16 protein-coding genes, 2 tRNA genes and 1 riboswitch are annotated in these 25,073 nt (G+C 61.9%); of the genes, 9 read left to right on the top strand and 9 right to left on the bottom strand.

The features are described 5' to 3' along the window. The first annotated feature begins 33 nt into the window (after window positions 1-33). Both ACB037_RS03875 and ACB037_RS03870 read left to right on the top strand, forming a co-directional pair. A tRNA-Ala gene (locus ACB037_RS03875) sits at window positions 34-109 on the top strand. Window positions 110-143: 34 nt separating this feature from the next. Beyond that, a tRNA-Ala gene (locus ACB037_RS03870) sits at window positions 144-219 on the top strand. Between the two features lie 603 nt (window positions 220-822). Here ACB037_RS03870 and ACB037_RS03865 read toward each other — a convergent pair. Further along, entirely contained in the window at window positions 823-2,964 is a 2,142-nt protein-coding gene (locus ACB037_RS03865) for an ExeM/NucH family extracellular endonuclease (protein ID WP_371174893.1), read from the bottom strand. Between the two features lie 293 nt (window positions 2,965-3,257). Continuing rightward, window positions 3,258-3,341: riboswitch (cyclic di-GMP riboswitch) on the top strand. A 112-nt stretch (window positions 3,342-3,453) separates the two neighbouring features. Between ACB037_RS03865 and ACB037_RS03860 the strand changes: the two genes are divergently transcribed. Further along, on the top strand, window positions 3,454-6,492 hold the full coding sequence (locus ACB037_RS03860; RefSeq protein ID WP_371174892.1) for a glycosyl hydrolase family 18 protein: 3,039 nt from the start codon (window positions 3,454-3,456) through the stop codon (window positions 6,490-6,492). Window positions 6,493-6,809: 317 nt separating this feature from the next. On the opposite strand, the gene ACB037_RS03855 is transcribed toward ACB037_RS03860, so the two are convergent. The 7 genes from ACB037_RS03855 to ACB037_RS03825 form a co-directional block, all read right to left on the bottom strand. Next, window positions 6,810-8,045, bottom strand: coding sequence for a lipopolysaccharide assembly protein LapB (locus ACB037_RS03855; RefSeq protein WP_042014300.1), 1,236 nt, complete (start codon window positions 8,043-8,045; stop codon window positions 6,810-6,812). Between the two features lie 11 nt (window positions 8,046-8,056). After that, the gene (locus tag ACB037_RS03850; protein WP_010675477.1) at window positions 8,057-8,692 is read right to left on the bottom strand and encodes an energy transducer TonB; all 636 of its coding nucleotides are present in this window, start codon (window positions 8,690-8,692) and stop codon (window positions 8,057-8,059) included. Window positions 8,693-8,708: 16 nt separating this feature from the next. Beyond that, on the bottom strand, window positions 8,709-9,116 hold the full coding sequence (locus ACB037_RS03845) for a biopolymer transporter ExbD (RefSeq protein ID WP_010675476.1): 408 nt from the start codon (window positions 9,114-9,116) through the stop codon (window positions 8,709-8,711). 66 nt (window positions 9,117-9,182) lie between these two features. Continuing rightward, window positions 9,183-9,710 (bottom strand): MotA/TolQ/ExbB proton channel family protein, encoded by a 528-nt coding sequence (locus ACB037_RS03840; protein ID WP_103243645.1) that lies wholly within the window; start codon window positions 9,708-9,710, stop codon window positions 9,183-9,185. 10 nt (window positions 9,711-9,720) lie between these two features. Further along, window positions 9,721-11,094 (bottom strand): MotA/TolQ/ExbB proton channel family protein, encoded by a 1,374-nt coding sequence (locus ACB037_RS03835; protein WP_371174891.1) that lies wholly within the window; start codon window positions 11,092-11,094, stop codon window positions 9,721-9,723. Beyond that, entirely contained in the window at window positions 11,091-11,855 is a 765-nt protein-coding gene (locus ACB037_RS03830) for a DUF3450 domain-containing protein (RefSeq protein ID WP_371174890.1), read from the bottom strand. Before ACB037_RS03830 ends, ACB037_RS03835 begins: the two co-directional genes overlap by 4 nt. 102 nt (window positions 11,856-11,957) lie before the next feature. After that, entirely contained in the window at window positions 11,958-14,564 is a 2,607-nt protein-coding gene (locus tag ACB037_RS03825) for a TonB-dependent siderophore receptor (protein WP_226044645.1), read from the bottom strand. A 739-nt stretch (window positions 14,565-15,303) separates the two neighbouring features. On the opposite strand from ACB037_RS03825, the gene ACB037_RS03820 reads away from it, so the two are divergent. From ACB037_RS03820 to ACB037_RS03800, 5 genes are all read left to right on the top strand, one after another. Further along, a complete protein-coding gene (locus tag ACB037_RS03820) occupies window positions 15,304-16,329 on the top strand; it encodes an ABC transporter permease subunit (protein ID WP_371174889.1) in 1,026 nt (341 codons plus the stop codon). A 2-nt stretch (window positions 16,330-16,331) separates the two neighbouring features. Further along, entirely contained in the window at window positions 16,332-17,375 is a 1,044-nt protein-coding gene (locus ACB037_RS03815) for an ABC transporter permease (RefSeq protein ID WP_164882952.1), read from the top strand. A gap of 82 nt (window positions 17,376-17,457) precedes the next feature. Next, window positions 17,458-19,275 carry an extracellular solute-binding protein gene (locus tag ACB037_RS03810; protein ID WP_216987650.1) on the top strand — a complete coding sequence of 606 codons (1,818 nt, stop codon included), beginning with the start codon at window positions 17,458-17,460 and terminating at the stop codon, window positions 19,273-19,275. 25 nt (window positions 19,276-19,300) lie between these two features. Further along, on the top strand, window positions 19,301-20,338 hold the full coding sequence (locus ACB037_RS03805; RefSeq protein WP_324030323.1) for an ABC transporter ATP-binding protein: 1,038 nt from the start codon (window positions 19,301-19,303) through the stop codon (window positions 20,336-20,338). A 94-nt stretch (window positions 20,339-20,432) separates the two neighbouring features. Next, window positions 20,433-21,434 (top strand): dipeptide ABC transporter ATP-binding protein, encoded by a 1,002-nt coding sequence (locus tag ACB037_RS03800; RefSeq protein ID WP_323946594.1) that lies wholly within the window; start codon window positions 20,433-20,435, stop codon window positions 21,432-21,434. Window positions 21,435-22,063: 629 nt separating this feature from the next. On the opposite strand, the gene ACB037_RS03795 is transcribed toward ACB037_RS03800, so the two are convergent. Beyond that, window positions 22,064-23,515 (bottom strand): aminoacyl-histidine dipeptidase, encoded by a 1,452-nt coding sequence (locus ACB037_RS03795; RefSeq protein WP_201894393.1) that lies wholly within the window; start codon window positions 23,513-23,515, stop codon window positions 22,064-22,066. 926 nt (window positions 23,516-24,441) lie between these two features. On the opposite strand from ACB037_RS03795, the gene gpt reads away from it, so the two are divergent. After that, window positions 24,442-24,909, top strand: coding sequence for a xanthine phosphoribosyltransferase (gpt, locus tag ACB037_RS03790; RefSeq protein WP_039040347.1), 468 nt, complete (start codon window positions 24,442-24,444; stop codon window positions 24,907-24,909). The last annotated feature ends 164 nt before the right edge of the window (window positions 24,910-25,073 follow it).

The following is a 25,073-nucleotide window of genomic DNA, read 5'->3' as shown; positions in this document are numbered from 1 at the left end:
GGCCGCCAGAACCATTCATTCAGTACCGAATTTGGGGTTATAGCTCAGCTGGGAGAGCGCTTGCATGGCATGCAAGAGGTCCGCGGTTCGATCCCGCGTAGCTCCACCAAATTCAGAGTGATTCAGTGTCACTCACACACATCGGGGTTATAGCTCAGCTGGGAGAGCGCTTGCATGGCATGCAAGAGGTCCGCGGTTCGATCCCGCGTAGCTCCACCATCTTTCGCAAGAAAGCACCAAGGCCACCGCATCGCGGTGGCCTTTTTGTTTGCCTGTCATTTGGATTTCCCATGATCTCGCCCTTTGCATTTGTCTGGCAAATGGCGTTTCACCCTGTCCGCGAGGGCATCAGCGGCCCTGGCCGCCGCTGACGGGGGTGAGGGTGGGGATTGGCGCCGATGCCGCCATGGCCACGGTGCGGGCTGCGCGATGCCATCCTCTACCGCGTGGCGGTTGGCTCGTTCGGCAGCCTGCGATGGTGCTTCACCCTGTCCGCGAGGGCATCAGCGGCCCTGGCCGCTGCTGACGGGGATTGGCGCCGATGCCGCCATGGCCATGGCGCGGGCTGCGCGATGCCATCCTCTGCCGCGTGGTGGTTGGTTCGTTCGGCAACCTGCGGGATACGCTATCCGGCCCCTGGTGTCAGTACCGGGTTTCCCCGTCGGCAGGGTGCCAGTCCCCGGGAAAGGGGCGAGGCGGGGGCAACAGGGTATTTATTCATCCCATGATGTGGCCCTTTGCATTTGTTTTTCAAATGGCCCTGGCACAAAAAAAGCCCGCGATCATCGCGGGCTTTGCACCTGGCATCGAGGATGCCGCGTCTTAGCGACGGCGCCGCCAGGCGAGCGGCAACAGGGCCAGCAGCAGGGCGCCCATGGCGCCACCACCCCCCTTGCTCGCTTCCTTGAGCTTGAGGTCGACGATGACGGGGTCGTGGTCCGAGGCGCTGAAGGGGTTGTCCGACTTGATGAGATCGCCGGTGTAGGCGCTGCCATATTCGAACAGGTTGCTCTCGAAGGAGTTGATGTGCCAGTCGGCCACCGCCACCACCTTGTCAGCCAGCGCCGGGTTGGCGAGGGCGTAGTCCAGGGTGCCGAGCTCGGCCTCGTAGCTGTAGGAGATGGCCTTCTCCTGGTTGAACTTGACGTTCAGATCCACCAGGCCGTAACCCTTGGCCACCGTCTGGCCCATCTGCTCATAGGGCTTGTCGCCGATGTAGGTGTGGGAGGCGGAGCGGATCTGGCGCTCCCCCGCGACCGGCGCATAGTCGGTCAGCACCCGGATGGGATCCTCCTTGGCGTAGGAGTTGAAGTCCCCCACCAGCAGCACCTGGCCCGGCATCTTGCTCACCGCCTCCCCCAGCACCTTGGCGGCGCTCACCCGAAACTCGGTGCACTTGCCCTGCAGATCCGCAGGCTCCGTCTTGCCATCTCCGTTTTCATAGCAGCCCGACCCCTTGGACTTGAGGTGGTTGACCACCAGGGTCAGGGGGGCGTCGCTGCCCGCCACGGTGAAGCGCTGGACCAGGGAGTCCCGCTGACCGGCGCTCTTGGTGACGCCGCCCGTGGTGTAGCGCTGCTGGGGCAGGGGGATGACGTCGGCATCCCCGCTCGGGGTGAGCAGGGCGGGGCGGTAGATCATGGCCACCATGATGGCGTCGCCGCCAAAGAAGCGATCCTCCGTGAGCAGGGCCTTGGGCAGGGTGACAAAGGCGTAGTGCTTGCTCGCCTCCTTCTGCCTGGCGTTGAGGCTCTCCACCAGATCGTGGAGGGCGGCGTGCTCGTCAAAGCCGTTGTTCTCCATCTCCATCAGGCCGAGCAGGTCGGCGTCCATTTCGGTGATGGCGTTGACGATCTTGGCGCGCTGCAACTGGAACTCCTCCAGGCTCTTGGCGCCGCGGTTGCAGCCCTTGGCGCTGTCCGCATCCGCCTGATCCGCACAGAGCACGTTGAGGGCGCCCCCCACGCTGGAGTGGCTGGTGAAGTAGTTGAGCACGTTGAAGCTGCCGATGCGAAGGTCAGAGCCATCCAGCCGGGCCGGGGCGCTCTGGCGGTCGTTGTCGCCGGTGCGCAGCAGATCCCCCGCCGTGATGGTCTGATCCCGGGGCACGATCAGGCGGTACTCGTTGTAGCTGTAGCCGACCATGGCCTCCAGATTGATCGGGGCATCGCCGATGCGCAGGTAACCCTGCTCCGGCTCCCAGGCGGGCAGCCAGGGGAGCTTGCCGTCCCCCGCCTTGAAGTCCGACTCGAGGAAGACGCGGTTGCTGGCGTTGGCCTCGGCCAGCGCCACGGCCTCGGGGCTGCTCGCCACATGGAGCTGGGTCGGCTTCATCAGCGGGGCGCCGTGAGCGAGCACCAGGTTGTTGCGCCGGGCGGCATAGTCGTAGCTGAAGTTGCGGCTGATTTGGAGGGCGCTGTCGGCGTCAAGGCGCACCCGCATCCCTTCGTGACGTTCCAGGGCCCGGGCCAGGGTTTCCCCCTCCAGTACCCGCAGCGCCGTGGCGGCCGGGGCGGCGCCCTGGGCCAGGGTCGTCAGGCGCGGCGTGCTGCCGTCAAACAGGGGCTTGAGCTGGGTGTGGCCGTAATACTCCTCGACCTTGGCCTCCAGACAGACCAGAGCGCCCGGCTGGATATCCGGGTACTTGCTGGCGAAGTTCTTGTCGTTGAGGTAGACGAAAATGCCGTCCGACGTCTCGGGGTTGCCGTCCCCCTGCACATCCAGCAGGTAGAAGCCCTTGTTGAGGCTTTCCCCCAGACCCGAGACTACCGCCTTGACCGAGACGCTCTGGGCGCTTTCGAACTGATCGTCCGGGACGAGGGGGCTCTTGTCGCCACTGCCCTGGATGGCGGGGATGGGGGTGAGGGCACTGTCGGCCGGGCAACTGAAGCCGGCGGCGTAGAGAGACGGGGACGCGAGCGCGAGCCCCACGGCCAGCGACAGCAGGGTAGGTGTTCCTTTCATGGGTATTCCTTTTTTTATTTTTGCCAGTGTTTCCATAGCCTTGGCATCGTGGCCAAGGGCGCGCATTGTCACATTTCTGGCAGCTCTGACCAGTGAACCAACGCACATTATGAGGAGACAAAGGAGCCCATCTGCCATTTTTTGACGTGGCTAACAGTTTGATATTGATGATCTATTTGTCATCAGGTGGGAGCGAAAAGTGTGAGGCGGCCGGCATTCACATATTTTCCTTCGAGAATAAAGATTGAGCAGTGGTCACTTGCTTCCTATACTCGAGCCGTTCCTCACGGAACCCAGGCAAAGGGCAAACCGGCAGTGATGCCGGGATGCAAAGCCTCCGATCTGTCCCATCCGGGCCAGACAGCGGGGTTACCCAGGGTGACTTGAGGGTTTGTGGCCCGTCCATGGCCTGTTGTCGCTCCCTTGTTCCCTGTTGCGATTGCGCTTTTCCCGGTATTGAAGCCAAGACAAAACAAGGAAGATAACAATATGCAACAGATCTTGAGGCCCAGCAGGCTTGCCATGCTGGTCGCCCTTGCGGCCGTCCCTGTCTGGGCGCAGGCCGCTTACCCCGCCTATCAGGCCGGCACCGCCTACAAGGCTGGCGACATCGTCAGCAACGCAGGCGCCCTCTATGAATGCAAGGAATTCCCTTACTCCGGCTGGTGCGGTGCGTCCCCCTACCACTATGCCCCCGGGGTGGGGGTGGTCTGGGCCGATGCCTGGAAGCTGTATGGTGGCGAGGTGCCGCCGCCGGCCCTGGTCGTTGCCATCGGCTCCCCCGCCGTGGGTGCCAGCGTCAGCGAGGGGGCCAGTGTGGCCCTGGCGGTGACGCTGAGCGGCCCGGTCACGGCGCTCGCCCGGGTGGAATACCTCATCGACGGCGCTCTGGTCGCCACCGCCACGGCTTCTCCCTGGAGTGCGAGCTGGTCTGCCGCCGGTGCGGGCAATCACGCCCTCAAGGCTCGGGCGCTGGATAAAGACGGCAAGGTGCTGAGCAAGGCGGATTCGAGCTTCAAGGTCGCCGCCGTGGTGGCGCCAGAGGCGCCCAGGGTGAGCATCGCAAGCCCCGCCGCCGGTGCCAGGGTGACCCTGGGCCGCGCCCTCACCGTGAGCGGCAATGTCACCGATGCCAATGACGACGTCGCCAAGGTCGAGCTCTTCGTGAATGGCCAGAAGGTGGGCGAGGACACCAGCGCCCCCTGGCAACTGAGCTGGACGCCCCAGAACAAGGGGCTGACCGGCCTCAAGCTGGTGGCGACCGACAAGACCAACCTCTCTGGCGAGTCGGCCCAGGTGGACGTGCAGGTGGAAGAGGCGGCCCTGCCCCCTACCGGCGGCAACCTCTCCTGCGACGTGCGCCAGATCTACCGCGCCGACGGCAGCGAGTGCATGGGGGATGACCACGGCCGCCGCGTCATCGGGTATTTCACCTCCTGGCGCACCGGCAAGAACGGCCTGCCCGCCTACCTGGTGAGCGACATTCCCTGGGACAAGATCACCCACATCAACTACGCCTTCGCGGCGGTGGACGAGCAGAGTCACACCATCAAGGTGGATGACGCTGCCACCAAGCTGACCTGGAACGGGGTGCCGGGGGCCGAGATGGATCCGGAGTTTGCCTATCAGGGTCACTTCAACCTGCTGTCCAAGTACAAGAAGCAGTACCCGGACGTGAAGACCCTCATCTCCGTCGGGGGCTGGGCCGATACCCGCGGCTTCTACGCCGCCACCACCAAGGGCGACTGCTCGGTCAACACCGCCGGCATCAACGCCTTTGCCGACTCGGCCGTGGGCTTCATCCGCCAGTACGGCTTCGATGGGGTGGATATCGACTACGAGTACCCCACCTCCATGAAGGATGCGGGCAACCCCAACGACTTCCCGCTCTCCAACCAGTGTCGCGGCAAGCTCTTTGCGAACTATGAAGTGCTGATGAAGACCCTGCGCAACAAGCTCGACAGCGCCGGCACCGAGGACGGTCGCAAGTACATGCTGACCATCGCCTCGCCGGCCTCGGCCTACCTGCTGCGCGGCATGGAGAACTTCCAGGTCACCCAGTACCTCGACTACGTCAACCTGATGACCTATGACTTCCACGGTGCCTGGAACCACTTTGTCGGTCACAACGCCGCCCTGTTCGACAACAAGGCGGATCCCGAGTTGTCCCAGTGGGGTGTCTACACCCAGGCCCAGTTTGGCGGCATCGGCTATCTCAACTCCGCCTGGGCGGCCCACTACTTCCGTGGTGCCCTGGCGGCGGGCAAGATCAACATAGGGGTGCCCTATTACACCCGTGGCTGGCAGGGGGTCACCGGTGGCACCCACGGTCTGGGTGGCAAGGCGGCGCTGCCGAGCCAGAGCGATTGCCAGCCGGGCACCGGTGGCAGCACCATTCCGTGCGGCAATGGGGCGGTGGGCATCGACAACATCTGGCATGACCTTGACAAGAACGGCAAGGAGATTGGCGGTGGCGCCGTGCCCATGTGGCATGCCAAGAACCTGGAGCACGCGGCCAGCCTCGGCATCACCACCCTGCCGAGCTACGGCCAGGCCTGGGGTCTGGATCCCAACAACCCGGCCCACGTGATGCAAGGCCAGTATGTGCGTTACTACGACGACAAGGCCCATGCGCCCTGGCTCTGGAACGAGCAGAAGAAGGTGTTCCTCTCCACCGAAGATGAAGAGTCCATGGGTCACAAGCTCGACTACATCGTCAAGCGGGGCCTGGGGGGCGTCATGTTCTGGGAGATGGCGGGGGACTATGACTTCGACGCCGCGAAGAACGAGTACGTGATGGGCAGCACCCTCACCAGCCTCGCCTACGAGAAGTTCAGCAAGGCCGACAAGGCGGCCCTGAAGCAGAACGATCTGCCGGCTCCGGCCGCCCAGCTCGACATCGGCGTGAGCCTCTCCGGCTTCAAGGAAGGGGACTCCAACTACCCGATCAACCCGACCCTCAAGCTCACCAACAAATCGACCCAGACCATTCCGGGCGGCACCCGCATCGAGTTCCTGGTCCCCACCTCCACCTCAGACACCATCACCGACCAGAGCGGCATGGGACTGAAAGTGGTGGAGAGCGGTGGCAACCAGAACTCGGACGGCATCGCCAATGAGAAGGACTTCCACAAGGTGGCTCTGACGCTGCCGGCCTGGAAAGCCTGGACGCCGGGCACCGACGTGGAAGTGGCCATGACCTACTACCTGCCGGCCGCCGGCGTGCCGAGCGGCATGCGCCTGATTGCCGGCAGCCAGACCATAGGCCTGAAGTCCGACTTCCCGGCCCTGGCCGAGGCGGTGCTGGGCAGCAGTGGCGGTGGTGACGGCGGCAGCGGTGGCACCACCTGTGCCAGCCAGAACGTCAACCCGGCGGACTACAATGCCTATCCGATCTGGCCGCGCGGGGATCACGCCAATGGCACCGACCGCATGACCAACGGCAAGGCGGTGTGGCAGGCCAACTGGTGGACCAGCAGCGAGCCCAAGACGGGCGATGGCAGCTGGAAACTGATATGCAGCTACTGAGTTGTCCAGGCTGCTATACCAGCAGCGAACTCAGAGTGGGCGACGGCAGCTGGAAGCTGGTGTGCAGCTACTGATGACCGTTTGAGCGGCAGGCCGGCACTTTGCATGGCCTGTTCTCTCGCAAGGCAATGACCCAAGCCGGAGCCCAGGCTCCGGATTTTTTTATGGCGGGGTAAAGGCAGGGGCATAAAAAAGACCGCTCCGAAGAGCGGCCAATTGCCACCAAGGCAATCTGCGGGGTGACCCCCTTGTCGATGTGTCGCGGCCCGGATGCCGAGTCGGGGAGATCCCCGCCCCGCCAGCCGGGCCGCGCAGCTTTATTGGGTGACGGCGCCGCCCTGCTGCTCTTTCAAGAAGCTGATCCAGGGGGAAGCACGACCACTGACGTTGCCATTCTGGGCGGCCTGAGTGAAGGCGGAGAGCGCCTCCTTGGGCTTTTGCTGCTCAAAATAGGCGACCCCGGTCAGGAACTTCAGATCCGCCCGCTGCTCGCCGCTGGCGTTGGCGGCAGGCTTGGCGGCGAAGGCCACCAGATCCTGGTAGCGCTTGCTCTGGATCATCATGCGCGCCATCTTGAGCTGCAGCTCGGCATTGGGGGCCAGCTTGTAGGACTTGGCCAGGGTGTCGATGGCCGGGTCCAGCTCCTTGGCCTGATGCCAGTAGTTGGCCAGCGTCTTGTAGTTGGCCGCGGTGCTCTCGATCTGCCCCTCCTTCATGGCTTTCTCCATCACGCGGGCGGCGCGGTGGGGAATGCCGGCGAAGGCGAGGTAGTTGGCGAGCCGCTGCAACTCGTTGGCTTCGGTCAGCATGCCGAGGTTGTAGGCCCCTTCCAGTGCCGCCAGGGCCTTGGCATCGTTGCCCGCCTGCATGTGCATGGCCGAGAGCTGGGTCCAGTACTTCTTCTTCTCCGGGTAGCGGTCCACCAGGGCGGTCAGCACCTCGGTAGCCGGCTTGTACTGTTTCAGCTCGTAGTGGGCCGCCATCTTCAGCAGGTACCAGGACTCCGGCGCCTTGCCCGCGGAGAGCTTGATCGCGTTGTCCACTGCCGGAATGGCTTCCCTGTACTGCTTGAGCTGCACATGGGCGTTGGCCAGGGTGATGTAGGCGTGCGGGGTCGGCTTCTCGTCCTTGCCGAGGTTTGCGAACCACTCCTTCATGGTGTTGATGGAACCCTTGAAGTTCCCCTCCGCCATGTAGAGCTGGGCCAGGTTGTAGCGCACCTGCTGGGCCACCGGGGGCGGCAGGCCGCCGGTGGCGATGGCGTCGGCGAAGTACTTGGTCGCCTGACCGTACTTCTCCTGCTGCGCCGCCACGAAGCCCAGGGTCTGCAAAATGACCCCCTTGTCGTAGACCCGCTCGCCGGCGCCGGACAGCGCCTCCTGCAGCTTGGCATTGGCCTCGCCGTATTTCTTCTCGGTGATCAACGCCTGGGCCTTGTTGACCGCGCGGTAGGCGCGGTCAGACAGGGCGGGTTGTTCGGCGGCCCAGGTAGCGGTGCTGAGCAGCACCGCCATGGCCACCGGGGCGAGGATCAGGGTATGTAACTTTTTCATCGCCACCCTCCTTAGTTGGTCGCAAACTCGATCTCTTGCTGCATGCGACTGGCCTGCGGCTTGCCGTCCACCATGGCCGGCTTGAAGGTCCACTTGGCGATGGTCTGGCGTGCCGCCTTGCCGAGGTCATAGCTGCGGGGCTCTTCCTTGACGATGCGGATGTTGCTCACGGTACCGCGCTCGGTGACGGTGAACTCCACCAGCACCTTGCCGGACGCAAGACCGGCCAGGGCCGCCTTGCGGGGCATCATGGGCTCGAAGGTCGCCATCGGGATGGCGCCGTTGTTGCCACCCATGCCGCCGCCACCGCCGCCGGTGCTGTAGGCACCCAGGGCGTTGCCGCCACCGATGTTGACCGGGATGTCGAGTTTGGGCATGTCCATGGGGGAGCTGTCCATCTTCGGCCTGTCCGTGCTCGCCACCTCCATCTCGGGCGGGGGCGGCGGGCGTTTCGGGGGCGGCGGTTTGGGCAGTTCCCGTTGTTTCTCTTGCAGGGTCTCCTGAGGCTTGAGGCGGATGAAGTCGGTCATGGTGACGTCCTCCCGCTCCGTCAGCTCCCGGTGATCCGGCGTGATGAGCTTGTTCATTCCCAGGAACAGGAAGAACACCACCACGCAGGAGACCGCTAACGATATCAGGTATCTCATGGCATTCGCTCCGGCATCAGCTGCTCTTGTCGGCGGCGATGGAGATGTTCTGGACACCGGCCATGCGGATCTGGTCCATGACCTGCACCACCAGACCGGAACGGGATTCGCTGTCGGCCTGGATCACCACGGCGCTTTCCGGGTTCTCCGCCCGCAGCCGCTCGATGTTGGCACGCACGGCACCCACTTCGACGATGCGCTTGTCGACCCAGACCTGGCCGTTCTCGCGGACCGCGACCATGATGTTCCCCTTCTTCACCGTCTCGGCCGTGCTGGCGCTCGGGCGGTTGATCTCCACGCCGGACTCCTTGACGAACGAGGTGGTGACGATGAAGAAGATCAGCATGATGAACACGATGTCCAGCATGGGGGTCAAATCGATGGCCGCCTCGTCAGCACCGCTGTCGCTGTGACGTTTTCTCATGGCAAAAACTCCTTGCTTGTTCTGTGCCCCGGCGGGCATGGCCCGGCCGGGGATGTGCATCCTGCATCAGCCGTGTTTCAGGTTGTCTTCCAGCTTCTGCACGGCCAGCTTGGCCTTGTGATCGAGCCGGCTGACAAAAAACAGGCCGGAAAGGGCGGCAATCATGCCCGCCATGGTCGGTACCGTCGCCTTGGAGATCCCCGAGGCCATCGCCCTGGGGGAGCCGGTGCCGGTGATGGCCAGGGTATCGAACACCTGCACCATGCCTACCACGGTCCCGAGCAGCCCCATCAGCGGGCAGAGGGCGATCAGCACCTTGATGACCGGCATCCCCTTGTCCACCGCCATGGCGACCCGGGAGACCAGCTCGCGGCGGATCTGCCTGGCGGACCAGGAGAGGTGATCGGTGCGGGCCAGCCAGGCCGCCTTGGTTTGCTTCACCTGCTGGGGATAGACCGCCATGAAGTAGAACCAGCGCTCCAGCAGCAGGGCCCACATCATCAGGGTCAGGAAGAACAGGGCGACCAGCACGTCGCCCCCCAATCCCAGAAACCGGCGGACCGACTCGACTTCTTCAATCAACCAGAACCACATGGGTGACTCCTTAGGCTGCGGCTTTGGCGGCGTGCAGACGTTCCTGATAACGGGCAACGAAACCGGCGCTCTGCTCTTCCAGTACCTGGATCAGACGGCGGCTCTGGGTCTGGACGATGGTGTAGAGGAACAGCATGGGCACGGCCACGACCAGACCCTGCATGGTGGTCACCAGGGCCTCGGAGATACCCCCCGCCATCAGCTTGGGATCGCCGGTACCGAACAGGGTGATGGCCTGGAAGGTGGCAATCATCCCGACCACGGTACCCAGCAGGCCCAGCAGCGGGGCGACGGAGGCGATCAGCTTGATGAGGCTGATGCCCTTCTCCAGCTTGGGCACGTTGCGCAGGATGATCTCGTCGAGCTTGGATTCCAGATCCTCGATGTTGTCACCCCGGTGATCCTGGTAGGCACCCAGCATCTCGCCGATGGGGTTGCCCTTGATGATCTGCTCGGATTTCAGTTGCTTGCGCATGGCACCGCCGATGAGGGAGAGACGGGCACCGCAGAACAGGGCCAGCAGGGTACCGATGACACCCAGCGCCAGGATCACGTAGCCCACGGAGCCACCCTGATCGATGCGCTCCTTGAGGGTCGGCGACTGCACCAGCAGGGAGAGGATCACGCCACGGGACGGGTCGATGAAGATGGGTTCGACGCTGCCGCCACCCTGTTCAAACTTGGCGACCGGTTCCAGCACCGCGTTCTCGGGCTGGCGGGAGAGTTGCTCGAACTTGCCGGTCTCCGGCACGAAGGTAAGGTACTTGCCTTCGGAGACGGTGTTGAACTCGCCGATCTGGGTCACGGTCTTCTGGGCCTGGTTGCCCTCGCCGTAGACCACGGTGGCCGGGATCTGGCTCACCTTGCCACCGTCCACCATGCGGCTGAGGGTGGTGGTCCAGAAGGCGGTCAGGTCATCGCTGGAGGGCAGCTCCTTGCTCTCGGCCAGGCGAGTCAGCAGGGCAGTCTGCTCGGGATGTTCGACCCGGCGGGCGGAGGCATTGAAGATCCCCATGAATTCACCGGCGAACTGGCGCAGCACGCCAAACATCTCGCCCATGTTGCCGGAGCGCTGGCGCAGGGTTTCGGTCAGCTCGGTGAGCTGCTTGTCGTTGGCATCGAAGGTGGCCTTGAGCTTTTCGCCCCTGGCGACTTCGGCGGCGAGATCCGCCTTGGCCTTGGCGAGCAGGGCCCCCTGTTCGTTCTTGTCAGCCAGGAAGCGGGCTTCCCGCTCCTTGTTGAGCTGGGATTCGCTGGTGCTGGCGGCCTTGACCTGATTGAGCAGGGCGTTGAGATCCACCGGCTTCTCGGCGGCGGTCACCGGCAGGGTGACCAGGGTAGCGCCCGCGATCAGCGAGGCGATGGCAAGTTTGATTCCTTTCATGATGCTTTCTCCGCAGTTTGAACCGGCAGCTTGATGAGGGCGGGGGGCGCCTGCTTCTTCGCGATGCGAAGGCCTTGTTCAACCGCACTGCGATACTCCTGGGGCAGTACTTCCCACTGGCGGGTCTTCTTGTTCCACATGCCGGTCTCGTTGCCATCCGGGGACTGGTAGAGCAGGGCGATGCGGCCGACGCGCAGGAACTCGTAGGTCTTCTCGTCCCCATCCTTGTCCAGGCTCGCTTTGTAGGCTTCGATGGTGCGGCTGAAGCCCTCCTCGATCTGGTAGGCCTCGAGGATCTTGCGGTACTTCTCGGAGATGGTGACGTCGGCCCGGTTCATGAGATCGGTCAGGGCCGCCACGCGGTCCTCACGCTCCACCTTCTGGAACGGCAGGTCCAGGGAGACGAACTGCTCGAGGGAGTCGATCATCTTGAGCATCAAGGGCACCACTTCGGTGCTGGTCTGGTCGATCTGGGCGATCTGCTTTTGCATGGAGGCGAGTTCGGCGCTCTGGGAGTCGACCATCTTGCCCACTTGCTCGTTGTAGGCGCGCAGGCTGTCCACCTGGCGCAGGGCGGCCTTGTACTGGGCCAGGGCAGACTCGGCAGACTCGGCGTAGCTGTCGATCTTCTGCTGGGAAACTTTGGATGCATTGTCGGTGGCGGCTTGAGCGTCCACTGCCTGGCTGGCAGAGGCGGCACTCAGATTGAAGCTGGTCAGCAAGGCAGCAGAAACCAGGCTGCCGAGGAGCGCTTTCTTCATTGTAATTGTCCTTGTCTTCATAGGATTACCCTATCTCCGTAACTTCCTTGGGACCTTGGGCAAAGCCGGCCCGAACGGGCCGGCTTGTGGTTTGCTGGTGGATTAGAACTTCTGGCTGTAGTCGAGGTAGTAGATGCGACCGTCGATGCTGTAGAGCTCGTCGTCATAGGTGAAGCCATCGCTCTCGAGGGACGGGCCCACGTTGAACATGTTCTTCACGCCGACCTGGATCTTGCCGTTCCAGGGCGCTTCCACACCGACGTTCAGGTTCCAGGTGGTCTGGGACGCGATGTGGCCCACTTCCTCACCGGTATCGGCGATGTAGTCCTGGCTCTGGGAGTCGATGTAATTCGCACTCAGGTAGGTATCCATGTTCCACCATTGGGGAACGTTGATACCCACACCGGAGCTGAAGCGCATCTGGGGCAGACCGTTCTGGCCGATCTTGTCGATGACGGGACCACCGGCGTACAGACCTTCCTTGTATTTCAGGATGTAGGTACCGCCCAGGTCATAACGCACGGTGGCGTAGTTCAGGTCGTAGGTGTAATCCACCTTCAGGTCGAGGCCGGAGGTCTCGAGGGTCCCCAGGTTGACCATGGGAGCGATGGCGCTACCGATCTTGCCCTGGCTGTTGCGGGTGATGCTGCTGGAGCTGCCGCTGTTCAGTTCGTCATAGATGAGAGACTGCAGGGAGTTCAGCTGGATCACGTCCTCGATCTTGATGGTGTAGTAGTCCAGGGAGAGGTTCAGGTCATCCACCGGGCTGTAGGCCACCCCGAAGTTCCAGGTGTCCGCGGTCTCTTCCTTCAGATCCTCGTTGGAGGTACGGGTGGTGGTGTACTGGCGGTTCGGGCAGTCTGCCGCGGAGATGCCGTTGGCCTCGCAGTAGACGTAATCCTTCGCCCAGTCGGCGGACTCGGAATCAGCCGAGTAGAGATCGCTCAGGCTGGGGGCGCGGAACGAACGGGACCAGGAGGTGCGCAGCATCAGGTTGTCCAGCGGCTGGTAACGCAGGCTCGCCTTGGGGGAGAAGGCGCTGCCGAAGTCGCTGTACTTGTCGAAGCGACCGGCCACGTTCAGCTCGATCTGCTCGGTGATGGGCACCAGGGACTCGATGTAGGCGGCAGTCACGTCACGCACGCCACCGGAGGAGTTGCCTGCGGAGCCGATGATGTTGCCTGCTTCGGACTGGGCGTCGTACTTGTCGGCATAGACCCAGTCGTTGTACTCGGCACCGGCGTACCAGCTGACCGGACCGGCCGGCAGTTCACCCATGTCCCACTGGACACCGGCGTACCACTGGTAGAAGTCCATGGTGGCGCGGCGGCTGGTGTCGGCGGCCATGGAGGCCGTGCTCTGGGGGTCGAACTCACCACCGACGAACTTGCCGTCGGCGATCGCCTGCTGGGCGGCGGACTTCAGCACGTAACCGGTGCCGTTCTCCTTGTTGTCGGTCTTGGAGTACATGTAGCCGGCGTTCCACTGCATGTCGCCGACGCTTTCGGTGGCGATGGTGCCTTCGAAGCCGAGGTTCATGCTGCCGGTGGTGTCGGTGACATAGTTGTCACGGGGACCGACGTTGCTGAAGCGGTAGTAGGCGTAGGCAGCCTCACCCAGACCCTGGGTGGCGGCGGCATCCAGGCCGTTGTCGGTGAAGAACTGGGCGTTCTTCGGGTTGGCCGGGTCAATGGTGAAGGCGCCGGCAGCCGGGGCGAAGCGGCCGAAACTCTCGACCCGGGAGCCGATGATCTGCGGCACGAAGTCCACGTTGTCGTTGATGTGGTAGCGACCGTTTACGTACAGGGTGTCACGGCTGCGGGAGGCCGTGGTGGCCGCGACCTGGCCGTAGTTGAAGTTACAGCCGCCCTCGAAGCCGACGAAGGGCTCCTTGCATGAGCCGTCGGCATTGGTGGCGCCGGCCAGGGGGCCGTATTTCCAGATGGGGTCGCCGTTGGCGTCAAGACCCGTGATCCCCTCCACGTTGCGGCCGTAGGGGCTGGGGGAGTCGTTGCCCTGCTTGGCAAGATAGTCCCGATCGCGACTGTAGATGACGTCCTTCTTGTCGTGCTCGTAGACCGCCATCAGGGAGCCCTTCTCGCCGGCCACCCCTGCCACGATGGAGCCGCTCTTCTCGTCGCCGCCCTCTTCGCTCGGGGAGCCAATGCGGCCCTGGAAGTCCAGCCCTTCGTAGCCCTCTTTGAGCACCACGTTGATCACGCCACCAATGGCGTCGGAACCGTAGATGGCGGAGCCGCCGTCCAGGTTGACCTCGACCCGCTCAACGGCGGCCATGGGGATGGTGTTGAGGTTGATGGAGGTGCCGCCCATGGTGGGGGAACCCGCTACCCGCTTGCCGTTCAGCAGAACCAGGGTACGCTCGGAACCCAGGCCGCGCAGGCCGACGGTGGATTGGGACTGGAAGGAGCTGCCGGAGGCAGGGGAGACGCCGCCAAAGGAGTTGTAGGAGGCTTGCTTGAGGTAATCGGCGACGGTCTGCTGACCGGATTGCTCGATTTTCGCCTTGGTCACGGAGACGACCGGGGTGGCGCCTTCCACATCGACCCGGGAGATCCGGGAGCCGGTGACCTTGATTTTTTGCAGTTTTTCTACGTTCTGGCCCTCTTCGGCCAGGACAGGGGTGGCCACAACTGCCGCGCTCGCCAAGGCAAACGCTACGGCAGCAGAGAGTCTGCTTTTCCTAAGCATCGCTAGTATCCTTCCTGATTGTTTATTGTTTGCTTCCATTACCGCCCTCGTTGGAGCGGTGCGTAAGGCTTATCAAGGTTTGGTGATGGACGTCAAATGGAGCGGCGGGGATGGGGGCAGTAGAGGGAATTAGATGGGAATATGCACTTGATGGAATATTTTTGGCGTTTTATTCCGTAAATGCCGCGTCAACTTGTGTAAAGATGTTGTTAAGTTCGATTTTTACAATTTTATTGATTATTTTTGAACTTATCGATAAGTCGCTTGTCACTCCAGTGTCGATATCGAGAAAACGGTTTTTTGCAGTATTTTCATCTGCTTTTGTGGCGAGAGCGTTTTCCGGGGAACGGAGGGTGGGGGCGGCTATCCCTCTTCTTCTATAGGTAAATAAGAAAGCAGTCCGACTTACCATTAACTTGTTGATTTTGTTCTGCTTGATATGGATTAAAACACCTGTGTAATTAATTTTTTAATAATTAAAATCGAGTTGGACGGGTAGGCGTAGCAGTTTTTTATATTGAAGTTGGGTTTTTTGGAAAAAATCATCCGCGGGATATGCTGCGGGGGGACATTCCCGGTCGCAGACCGGGTTCTACTTGATTTTTGTTGCAGAGCTTTTACAGTGACCGAGCCGGATTGTCTGTCAATGCCAGTCAATTCAGTGAGTAATGCCAGGTAAGGATAGGCCCGTCACCGGATGTGACTGGCCATAAAAGAACAACAAGGACGAGGTTCCACCATGCTGTCGTATTTCCTACGTCGGATGCTTTTGATCATCCCGACGTTTCTCGGTATCACCCTGCTCGTCTTCACCATCACCCGCTTCGTGCCGGGCGGCCCGGTTGAGCGCATGCTGCTGCAGGCGCAGGTCTCGCAAAACGAGTCCGGCCGCTCCAGTGGCAGCAAGGGGGCGCAGGCACTCTCCGACGAACAGATTGAAGAGCTCAAGGCGTTCTACGGCCTCGACAAGCCCATGCTGGTCGCCTACTGGGACTGGTTGCAGAAGCTGGCGGTGCTGGATCTCGGGGAGTCGACCCGTTATTACGAGCCGGTGTGGGATCTCATCAAGGAGAGGTTGCCGGTGACCGCCTTCTTCGGGCTCGCCACCTTTCTGCTGAGTTATGCCGTCTCCATCCCGCTCGGAGTGGCCAAGGCGCTCAGGCACAACAGCCGCTTCGATTCCCTGAGCTCGATGCTCATCTACATGGCCTATGCGCTGCCCGCCTACGTGGTGGGGATCTTCCTCATCACCGTCTTTGCGTTCCATCTGGAGTGGCTGCCCATGGGGGGCTTCCCGGGGGACGAGTCTGACGGGATGGAGAGCAGCTGGGATCAGATCCGCACCGTCTTCGCCCACGCCCTGCTGCCGCTCATCGCCTACGCCATCGGGGATTTCGCCATCCTCACCATGACCATGAAGAACAGCCTGATGGAGAACCTGTCGGCGGATTATGTGCGCACCGCCGTGGCCAAGGGGTTGCCGTTTCGCAAGGCGGTGACCGATCACGCCATGCGCAACAGCCTGATCCCCATCGCGAGTCACTTAGGGTCGGTGCTCACCGTCTTCTTCGGGGGATCCTTCCTCATCGAGACCATCTTCAACATCGACGGCATCGGCCTGCTCGGTTACGAGGCCATTGTCGAGCGGGATTACCCCACCGTCATGGGCATTCTGGCCATCACCTCCATGCTGATGCTGGTGGGCAACATTGTCTCCGACATCTGCGTTGCCCTGGTCGATCCTCGCGTGCGGTTTGGAGAGTGAGCATGAACCTGAATCCGGTAACTCTGAAAAAACTCAAGCGCTTCAAGTCGATAAAGCGCGGCTACTACTCCTTTGTCATCTTTTCGCTCCTGGTGGTCATCTCTCTGCTGGCAGAACTGCTGGTCAACAGCCGGGCACTGGCGGTGAGTTATCAGGGGGAGCTTTATTTCCCCACCTATGGGGACGTGATCCCGGGCCAGCACTTCGGGCTCGACTACGAGTACGAGACCAACTATCGCCAGCTCAAGAGCCAATTTGCGAAGGAAGATAAGGGGGACTGGGTGTTGCTGCCCCTGGTCCCCTGGAACCCCTATGAACAGGACTTCAAGGAGGAAGCCTATCCGCCCTATGCCCCGAGCCTGGCGGAGCGCCACTTCCTCGGCACCGACACCAGCGGTCGCGACGTATTGGCACGGCTGGTCTACGGCTTTCGCATTGCCATCGGCTTTGCCTTCATCGCGCTGGTGGCGAGCTATGTCATCGGGGTCAGCATCGGCTGCATGATGGGGTTCCTCGGCGGTCGGTTCGATCTCCTGATGCAGCGTTTCATCGAGATCTGGTCCCAGGTGCCCTTCCTCTACGTCATCATGATCCTGGTCTCCCTGGCCAAGCCGAACTTCGGCCTGTTCGTCGGCATCAACGTGCTGTTCGGCTGGATGGGGATCACCTGGTACATGCGCACCCTCACCTACAAGGAGCGGGCGCGGGACTACGTGATGGCGGCGCGGGCCCAGGGGGCGAGCACCAGGCGCATCATCTTCAACCACATTCTGCCCAATACCCTGATGATGATCGTCACCCTGGCCCCGTTTGCCGTGGTGGGCAACATCTCCACCCTGACGGCGCTGGACTACCTGGGCTTTGGCCTGGCGCCGCCGACCCCGAGCTGGGGGGAGCTGCTCTCCCAGGGGATCAACAACCTCGACGCCATCTGGATCGTGAGTTCGGTGGTGGCGGCGGTGAGCCTGGTGCTCATCATGGTCTCCTTCATCGGGGAGGCCATCCGGGAGGCGTTCGATCCGCGCAAATTTACCCGTTATCAGTGAGCGGTGGCGCCTTGCCAGGGCACATCGACAGGACCCTTAATGAAGACGCCCCCAGTGCAGGGGCATGACCAGGAAGTCAAACATGAACAATAAAATCAAATGGACAGGTGCTCTCTTTCTGCTGTTGAACGGATCCTGGGTGTGGGCGGCCAGCCTGCCCGCGGATCTGACGTGGGAGACCAACGACACCGACCCCGTGTTCGCCTCTCCCAAGGCGCTGCCCGGCGGCAACCTCAATCTCTTCGTCGACAGCTTCCCGCTGACGTTTCGCACCGTGGGGCCGGATTCCAACGGTTCGTTCCGCTCCTTCATCCTCGACAACCAGATGAGGCTCATCAGCTTCCATCCCAACACGGGCAACCCCATTCCGGCCCTGGCGAATGCCTGGGCCATCGCGCCGGACAGCCAGACCGTCTATTTCAAGCTCGACCCGCGCGCCAAGTGGTCCGACGGCAAGCCGGTCACCGCCGATGACTACACCTTCGGCTACGAGATGATGCGCTCCAAGGACATCAAGGGCCCCTGGTTCAACAACTACTACACCACCGAGGTGGTGGCGGTGGAGAAGATTGACGACCACACCATCCTGGTCAAAGCGGGCAGCCGCAAGGCCAAGCTCGATCTCCTCAACACCACCGAACTGTGGCCCCAGCCCAAGCACTACTACAAGATGGGCCCGAACTGGGTGAAGCAGTACAACTGGGCCGTGGTACCCACCACGGGCCCCTACGTGATGAGCGACGTAAAAAAGGGCAAGTCCGTCACCTTCAGCAAGCAGAAGGAGTGGTGGGCAAAAGACGATCGCTACAACCAGCACAGGTTCAACCTCGACACCATCAAGGTGCAGGTGATCCGCGACCACAACATTGCGTTCCGCCACTTCCTCAAGGGGGAGCTGGACACCTTCGAGATGATCCTGCCCAACTGGTGGCATGAGAAGGCGGTCACCCCGGAGTACAAGCAGGGATACGTGCAGAAGGTGATGGCCATGACCGACACCAAGCAGGGGGGGCAGGGGGTTCACCTCAACGTGGCCAATCCCAAGCTGGCGGATCTCAACGTGCGGCTCGGCATCCAGCACGCCTTCAACATCGACAAGATGATAGAGACGGTGCTGCACGGCGACTATGACCGCGCTACCACCTTCGGCTCAGGCTTCGGGGCCTTCACCGACATCGCGCTCCCTGAGCGGGCCTACGACATCGCCAAGGCACGGGAGTACTTCGCCAAGGGTGGTTACGGCAAGCAGGGACCGGACGGCATCCTGCAAAACGACAAGGGAGAGCGGCTCACCCTGGCACTCACCTACACCAGCCAGGAGCACTCCAAGCGGCTGACCGTGCTCAAGGAAGAGGCCAAGAAGGCGGGCCTGGATCTGGAGCTCAATCTGGTGGATGGCGCCACCGGCTTCAAGGTGATGCTGGAGAAGAAACACGAGGCGGCCTGGCTTGGTTGGGGGGGCGGTGGTCTCTATCCGCAATACTGGGAGTCTTTCCACTCCGACAACGCCAACAAGCCCCAGACCAACAACCTGTTCAACGTGGCTGACAAAGAGCTCGACAGCCTGATCGACGCCTACAACGTCGAGTTCGACATGGACAAGCGGGCCGCGCTTTCCCACCAGATCCAGCAGCGCATCTATGATCTCGCCATCTTCGTGCCCGGCGTTCAGCTCAACTACGTGCGAGCCAGCAGCTGGCGCTATGTGATGCTGCCGGAGGTGCCCGCCACCCGCAACACCCCGGATCTGCTCTACTGGCCCATGGATGGCTACCCCCACAGCAGTGGCGGCCTGCTCTGGATCGATCCCAAGGTGAAGGAGGAGACCCAGAAGGCCAAGGCTGACGGCAAGGCGCTGGCCCCCATCACCCTGATCGACAAGACCTATGCACATCATTGATGTGGCCCAGAAGGGAGCAGCAGTCATGCCCAACACACAGGCCACCGCCCCCGGCACCAGAGATCATGAGGGGCAACCTCTGTCCTCCATCCTCGAGGTGCGGGATCTCGAGGTGGAGTTCGCCGTCGACGACGGCAAGATCAAGGTGCTCGACGGGGTCAGCTTCCAGGTCGCCCCGGGCAAGACCCTGGGGATAGTCGGCGAGTCCGGCTGCGGCAAGAGCGTCACCTCGCTGGCCATCATGGGGTTGCTGCCAAGGCCTCACGGTCAGGTGGTGGCGGGCTCCATCCGCTTTCAGGGGGAGGAGCTGCTCAATCTGCCGCCGGAGCAGATGTACAAGGTGCGTGGCAACCGTATCTCCATGATCTTTCAGGAGCCCATGACGGCCCTCAACCCTGTGCAGACGGTCGGCGATCAGCTGATGGAGGTGTTTCGCCTCCACCGCCCCGATTACAGCAAGGCCCAGCGCCGTGACGCCGCCATCGCCATGTTGAAGAAGGTGGGGATCCCCGAGCCTGCCCAGCGTTTCGCGGCTTATCCCCACAATCTCTCCGGCGGCATGCGCCAGCGGGTGATGATCGCCATGGCGCTGGCCTGCGAACCGGCCCTGCTCATCTGCGACGAGCCGACCACGGCGCTCGATGTGACCATCCAGGCCCAGATCCTGGATCTGATGAAGGAGCTGCAAGCCCAGACCGGCATGGCCATCATCTTCATCACTCACGATCTCGGGGTGGTGGCGGAGCTGTGCGACGAGGTGGTGGTGATGTATGCCGGGCGTGCGGTGGAGCGGGCCGATATCTATGAACTGTTTGACCACCCGCGACATCCCTATACTCATGGTCTGATGGCCTCGATCCCGCGTCTGGAAGATGTGCCAAAGAGCCTGCTCAAGACCATCAAGGGTCAGGTGCCCGCCCTGCACGAGATGCCGGCAGGGTGTCGTTTCTCCAACCGCTGCCCCCATGCCACGCCCCTTTGCGTGGAGACCATACCGGTGACCGAGCAGTTGAGCGAACACCACGGGGTGGCCTGCCACCACTGGAAGGAGGTGAGCCTATGAACGGTATGGTGTGGGGACGGGGTGTCGCAGGGCAGCCAGGCGGCGGGAAGGCGACCAGGTCGTCTGCTGCCATGAATCGTCGGGGATGGAAGTCATGACCAGCTTGTTGTCGGTAAGCAATTTAAAGCAGCATTTCAAGATGGGTGGCGGTTTCTTGCGCAAGCAATACACCGTCTACGCGGTGGATGGCATCAGCTTTGATCTCAAGCAGGGGGAGACCCTTGGCCTGGTGGGGGAGTCGGGATGCGGCAAGTCCACCCTGGGGCGTTCGTTGCTCAAGCTGTTCGAGCCGAGCGCCGGCTCCATCACCTTCGAGGGGCGTGACATCACCCACCTCTCGCCCAAGGAGATGCGATCCCTGCGTCAGGAGATGCAGATCGTGTTCCAGGATCCCGCAGAATCCCTCAACAGCCGCCACACGGTGGGGCAGATCCTGGAGGAGCCTTTCATCATCCACGGTAAGGGCAACGCCGAACAGCGCCGGACATGGGTGCAGGAGCTGCTGGAGAAAGTCGGCTTGCCCGGCAGCGCGGTGGATCGCTACCCCCATGAGTTCTCTGGTGGCCAGCGCCAACGTATCGGCATCGCCCGCGCCATCGCCCTCAAGCCCAAGCTGCTGGTGTGTGACGAGGCGGTGTCGGCGCTCGACGTGTCGGTGCAGTCCCAGATCGTGAACCTGCTGCTCAATCTGCAGCGGGAGATGAACCTCGCCATCATCTTCATCGCCCATGACCTGTCGGTGGTCAAGCACATCTCGGACAGGATTGCGGTGATGTATCTGGGCCGGATCGTCGAGCTGGCCGAGGCCCAGGCTCTCTACCTGGCACCGCGCCATCCCTATACCCAGGCCCTCATCTCCGCCATTCCTGTGCCGGATCCGCGGCGGCGCAGCCAGCGCATCCTGCTGACGGGGGATGTGCCGTCCCCCATCTCGCCGCCGAGTGGCTGCCACTTTCACCAGCGCTGCCCCCATGCAACGGATCTGTGCCACACCCGCTCGCCCGCCCTTGAGGCGTGCGGCGGGCAGGGGCATCAGGTGGCCTGCCATTTCCCCTTGCCCGTGCAGGAGGCGGTGCCACTGGGAAAGGCGATATGATGCCGGCGCCCGCCACGTCGCAACCGGCATCGCTGCAAGGTGGCACCGAGGAGGCGCAATAGAGGCGGAAACGGGATAAAAAAATGGGGCCTGCGGGCCCCATCTTCATGGTTGGAGTTCAGGTTTGGCCGTGGAAATTCTGGCCCGGGCAGGACAGCGCCCCGATGGGGGTGGCTGCTGTGTGGATTGCTGAGTTGTTTTGTAGTTTTATTACGTTACCAATTTCAACTTCCGGACAGGCGATATCAGGCGCCATAACGGAAGTAGTAATTGCGGGTTGCAGGCGCATAAGTGTCTTTCTCTTCAGCACCTTTCTTGCTGGTTGCACCCTTCAGGTGGAACAGCACTGCCAGATTCTCGAACATATGATGACCTCGTTTCTCTGTGGTTCATGGGTTGTGTGACCTTGGTCACGTTCTGATCCTAGGGGCATATGTGAGCTGGATCAACTTTTTGTGTTGTAAATTTACATAAATCATGGAAAAGGTTTTCAAATGCAGACCTGTTCATGGATACGATTTCAAGCCAGGGCCACGTATGGAATCGGGGATATGAGAGAGGTGGCCGAGGAGGGAGCACAAAAAAGATGCCCCGCACGGGGCGGGGCATCGGTATGGTCGTGAGCTGGCTTACTTGGCCGGGATATGTTCCAGCACGTGAACCAGCAGTTGCCAGAAACGCTCGACCGCCGGGATGTGTACCTTCTCTCCCGGCGCGTGGGCGCCACGGATGGTCGGGCCGAAGGAGACCATGTCCCAGTCCGGGTAGGCGCTCTTGAACAGACCGCACTCGAGGCCTGCGTGGATCACCATGACGTTCGGCATCTCGCCAAACAGGGTCTGGTAGCTGTTGCGTACCAGCGCCATGACCGGTGAGTCCACGTTCGGTGCCCAGCCCGGGTAGGCGCCTGTGAACTCGCAGCTGGCGCCTGCCAGGGTGAACAGGGAGCGGGTCATCTGCTCGATGTTCTCGCGACCGGAATCGATGAGGGAGCGGATCAGGCACTGCACATAGACTTCCCCCTCGAGTGTCTTGATGACACCCAGGTTGGTGGAGGTCTCGGTCACGCCCGGGATGGCGTCGCTCATGCGCATCACCCCGTTCGGGCAGGCCATCAGGGCATCCAGCAGGCGGCTTTGCAGGGACTCGCTCATGAGCTGGGCCGGTTTCTCCCGGGCGGTGAGCAGCACGGTGAGGTTGGCCTCGGTGGCGGCCAGCTCGCTCTGATAGATGCCGGCGTAGCGGTCCACCAGGGCCTTGAAGTCAGCCACGCTGGCGGCGGGCACCAGCAGGCTGGCACGGGCCTCGCGGGGGATGGCGTTGCGCAGGGTGCCGCCGCTGAGATCGCCAAGGCGCACCCCCAGCGGTTCGGCGGCCTTGAGCAGACGGACCAGCAGCTTGTTGGCGTTGCCGCGGCCGCGATGGATGTCGACCCCGGAGTGGCCGCCGCGCAGGCCCTTGACCTGCAGCTCGAAACCTTCACCCTCGGTGGCAGCGACCCGCTCCAGGGGGAAGCGGATATTGGCATCCACCCCGCCGGCGCAGCCCATGTAGACCTCGCCATCTTCTTCGGAGTCGGTGTTTAGCAGGATCTCGCCTTCCAGCCAGCCCGCTTCCAGACCGAAGGCGCCGGTCATGCCGGTCTCTTCGTCGGTGGTCAGCAGCACTTCCAGCGGGCCGTGCTTGATGGTCTTGTCGGCCAGCACGGCCAGGCAGCCCGCCATGCCCATGCCGTTGTCGGCACCCAGGGTGGTACCACGGGCGGTGACCCATTCGCCATCGATGTAGGCATCGATGGGATCGGTGGTGAAGTCGTGTTGGGTGTCGGCGTTGGCCTGGGGCACCATGTCGATGTGGGCTTGCAGCACCACGGCCTTGCGGTTTTCCATCCCCGGCGTGGCCGGTTTCTTGATGATGATGTTGCCGACGGCATCTTGCTTGACCGCCAGGCCTTCTCCCTGGGCCCACGCCACGATCCAGGCGCTCAGCTGGGCTTCGTGCTTGGAGGGGTGGGGGATGGAGCAGATCTGCTCGAAGAATTGCCAAATCAACTTGGGAGACAGAGAACTGAGCTGTGCCACGTCGGGACTCCTTACCAGCATGGAAAATGTCGGGCCCCACTCTGCGGGCCGGGGAAGAGGATAACGATAATACAGTCAATCACGCAAAAATGTGAGCGATCAGCGCAAATGACGCTCTGCTTGTGCTGGGAAAGGGAGCATGGATGGCGAACTTCACTACCTGCCTTATTCGTGTCAGCACAACATCAATTTTGTGATGTCAGTCACAAAAATATTGTCTTTTGGGCGCCGGGTGGTAAATTAGCCGCCGTGGCCAGCCCACTTGTCAGGATGACAATCAATGCCTCCAGGGAACCGAAGCAAAGCAAGTGCGCCTCCATGGAACCGAGTGTCAGTTCAAGGATGTGAACCCGCATTAAGGTACGTAACTTGTTAAGCAATCAGGAGTTTATGATGTCAGGCAGCAATTCAACCTATTGGTTTGCCCAATCTCTCTATACCCAGGGCTTCAACTACCCGAATCCCTACGCCACCCGCCGTTAAGGCTCGCAGGCGTCACAGGTAACAGCAGCAGGTGCGTGAGGATCCTCTCCTCCCCCTGCTATTTTTTTGCCCGAATGTCATGGCATTTGTCTCAAACGGCCAACCTGTCGGTGTCGCCGGAGCCCTCCCAAAAGGGCGACAGAGCGGGAGATGGCGGACATTTCCTGTTTTTCGCATACGTTTGCCGCTCAATTTATCCATAAAGAGTGCTATCATACCGGCCCAACAGCCGGCCCGAGCTCGGGAGTCCACCCGACATGGCCGCCAGCTACACCCCATCCCTGTTCGCATTGCATCCGTTTTTGCCGCCGAGGCGTCAGCCCCGAGGCCGAAAAAGTGCAAGCAAAATTCGGGAAACGGGGTGCCAGAATTGACCTGAACCCGTCTCTTTGCCGGGTTTCGCCTCATAAGTGATTGCTTTATAACTCGTTGAGATCGATAGCATGCCAAAAAAGTTCTATGTATCGTGGGATAACCTGCAACGCGAAGCGCGCCGTCTGGCCCGTCGTCAACTGCCTGTCAGCCAGTGGAAAGGGATCATCGCCGTCAGTCGCGGTGGTCTGGTGCCTGCGGCCCTGATGGCCCGCGAACTTGGCATTCGCAATGTCGAAACCCTCTGCATCTCCAGTTATGACCACGACAACCAGCGCGAGCTGGTGGTGGTGAAGGCTGCCACCACCGCAGGTGACGGCGAAGGCTGGCTGGTGGTGGACGATCTGGTGGACACCGGCGGCACTGCCAAGGCGATCCGCGAGCTCTACCCCAGAGCCAAGTTCATCACCATCTTCGCCAAGCCCATGGGCGAACCTCTGGTGGATGACTTCGAAGTCGCCATTCCGCAGGATACCTGGATTGAACAGCCCTGGGACATGGCGCTGGAGTTCGCCAAGCCGATCTGCGACGAAGCGTAATCGCCGCACCGATCGCGACCAGTGACTCCCCGGCATTCGGGAGCGGACTGATCCGTCGTTATGCAAGGTTGACCACATTGAGCCCCTTTTGGGGCTCAATGCGTTTATGGTGTGGCTGCTCGATGTGAAAAGTGGTTAAGATGGGACATTGTTTGAGACAGAAG

Origin of the sequence: Aeromonas sp. S19(2024) (genome assembly GCF_041402625.1) — a bacterium.
Taxonomy (GTDB): Bacteria; Pseudomonadota; Gammaproteobacteria; order Enterobacterales; family Aeromonadaceae; genus Aeromonas; species Aeromonas caviae.
Note: the sequence above shows the minus strand (reverse complement) of the source record. Positions and strands in the feature narration are given on the sequence as shown.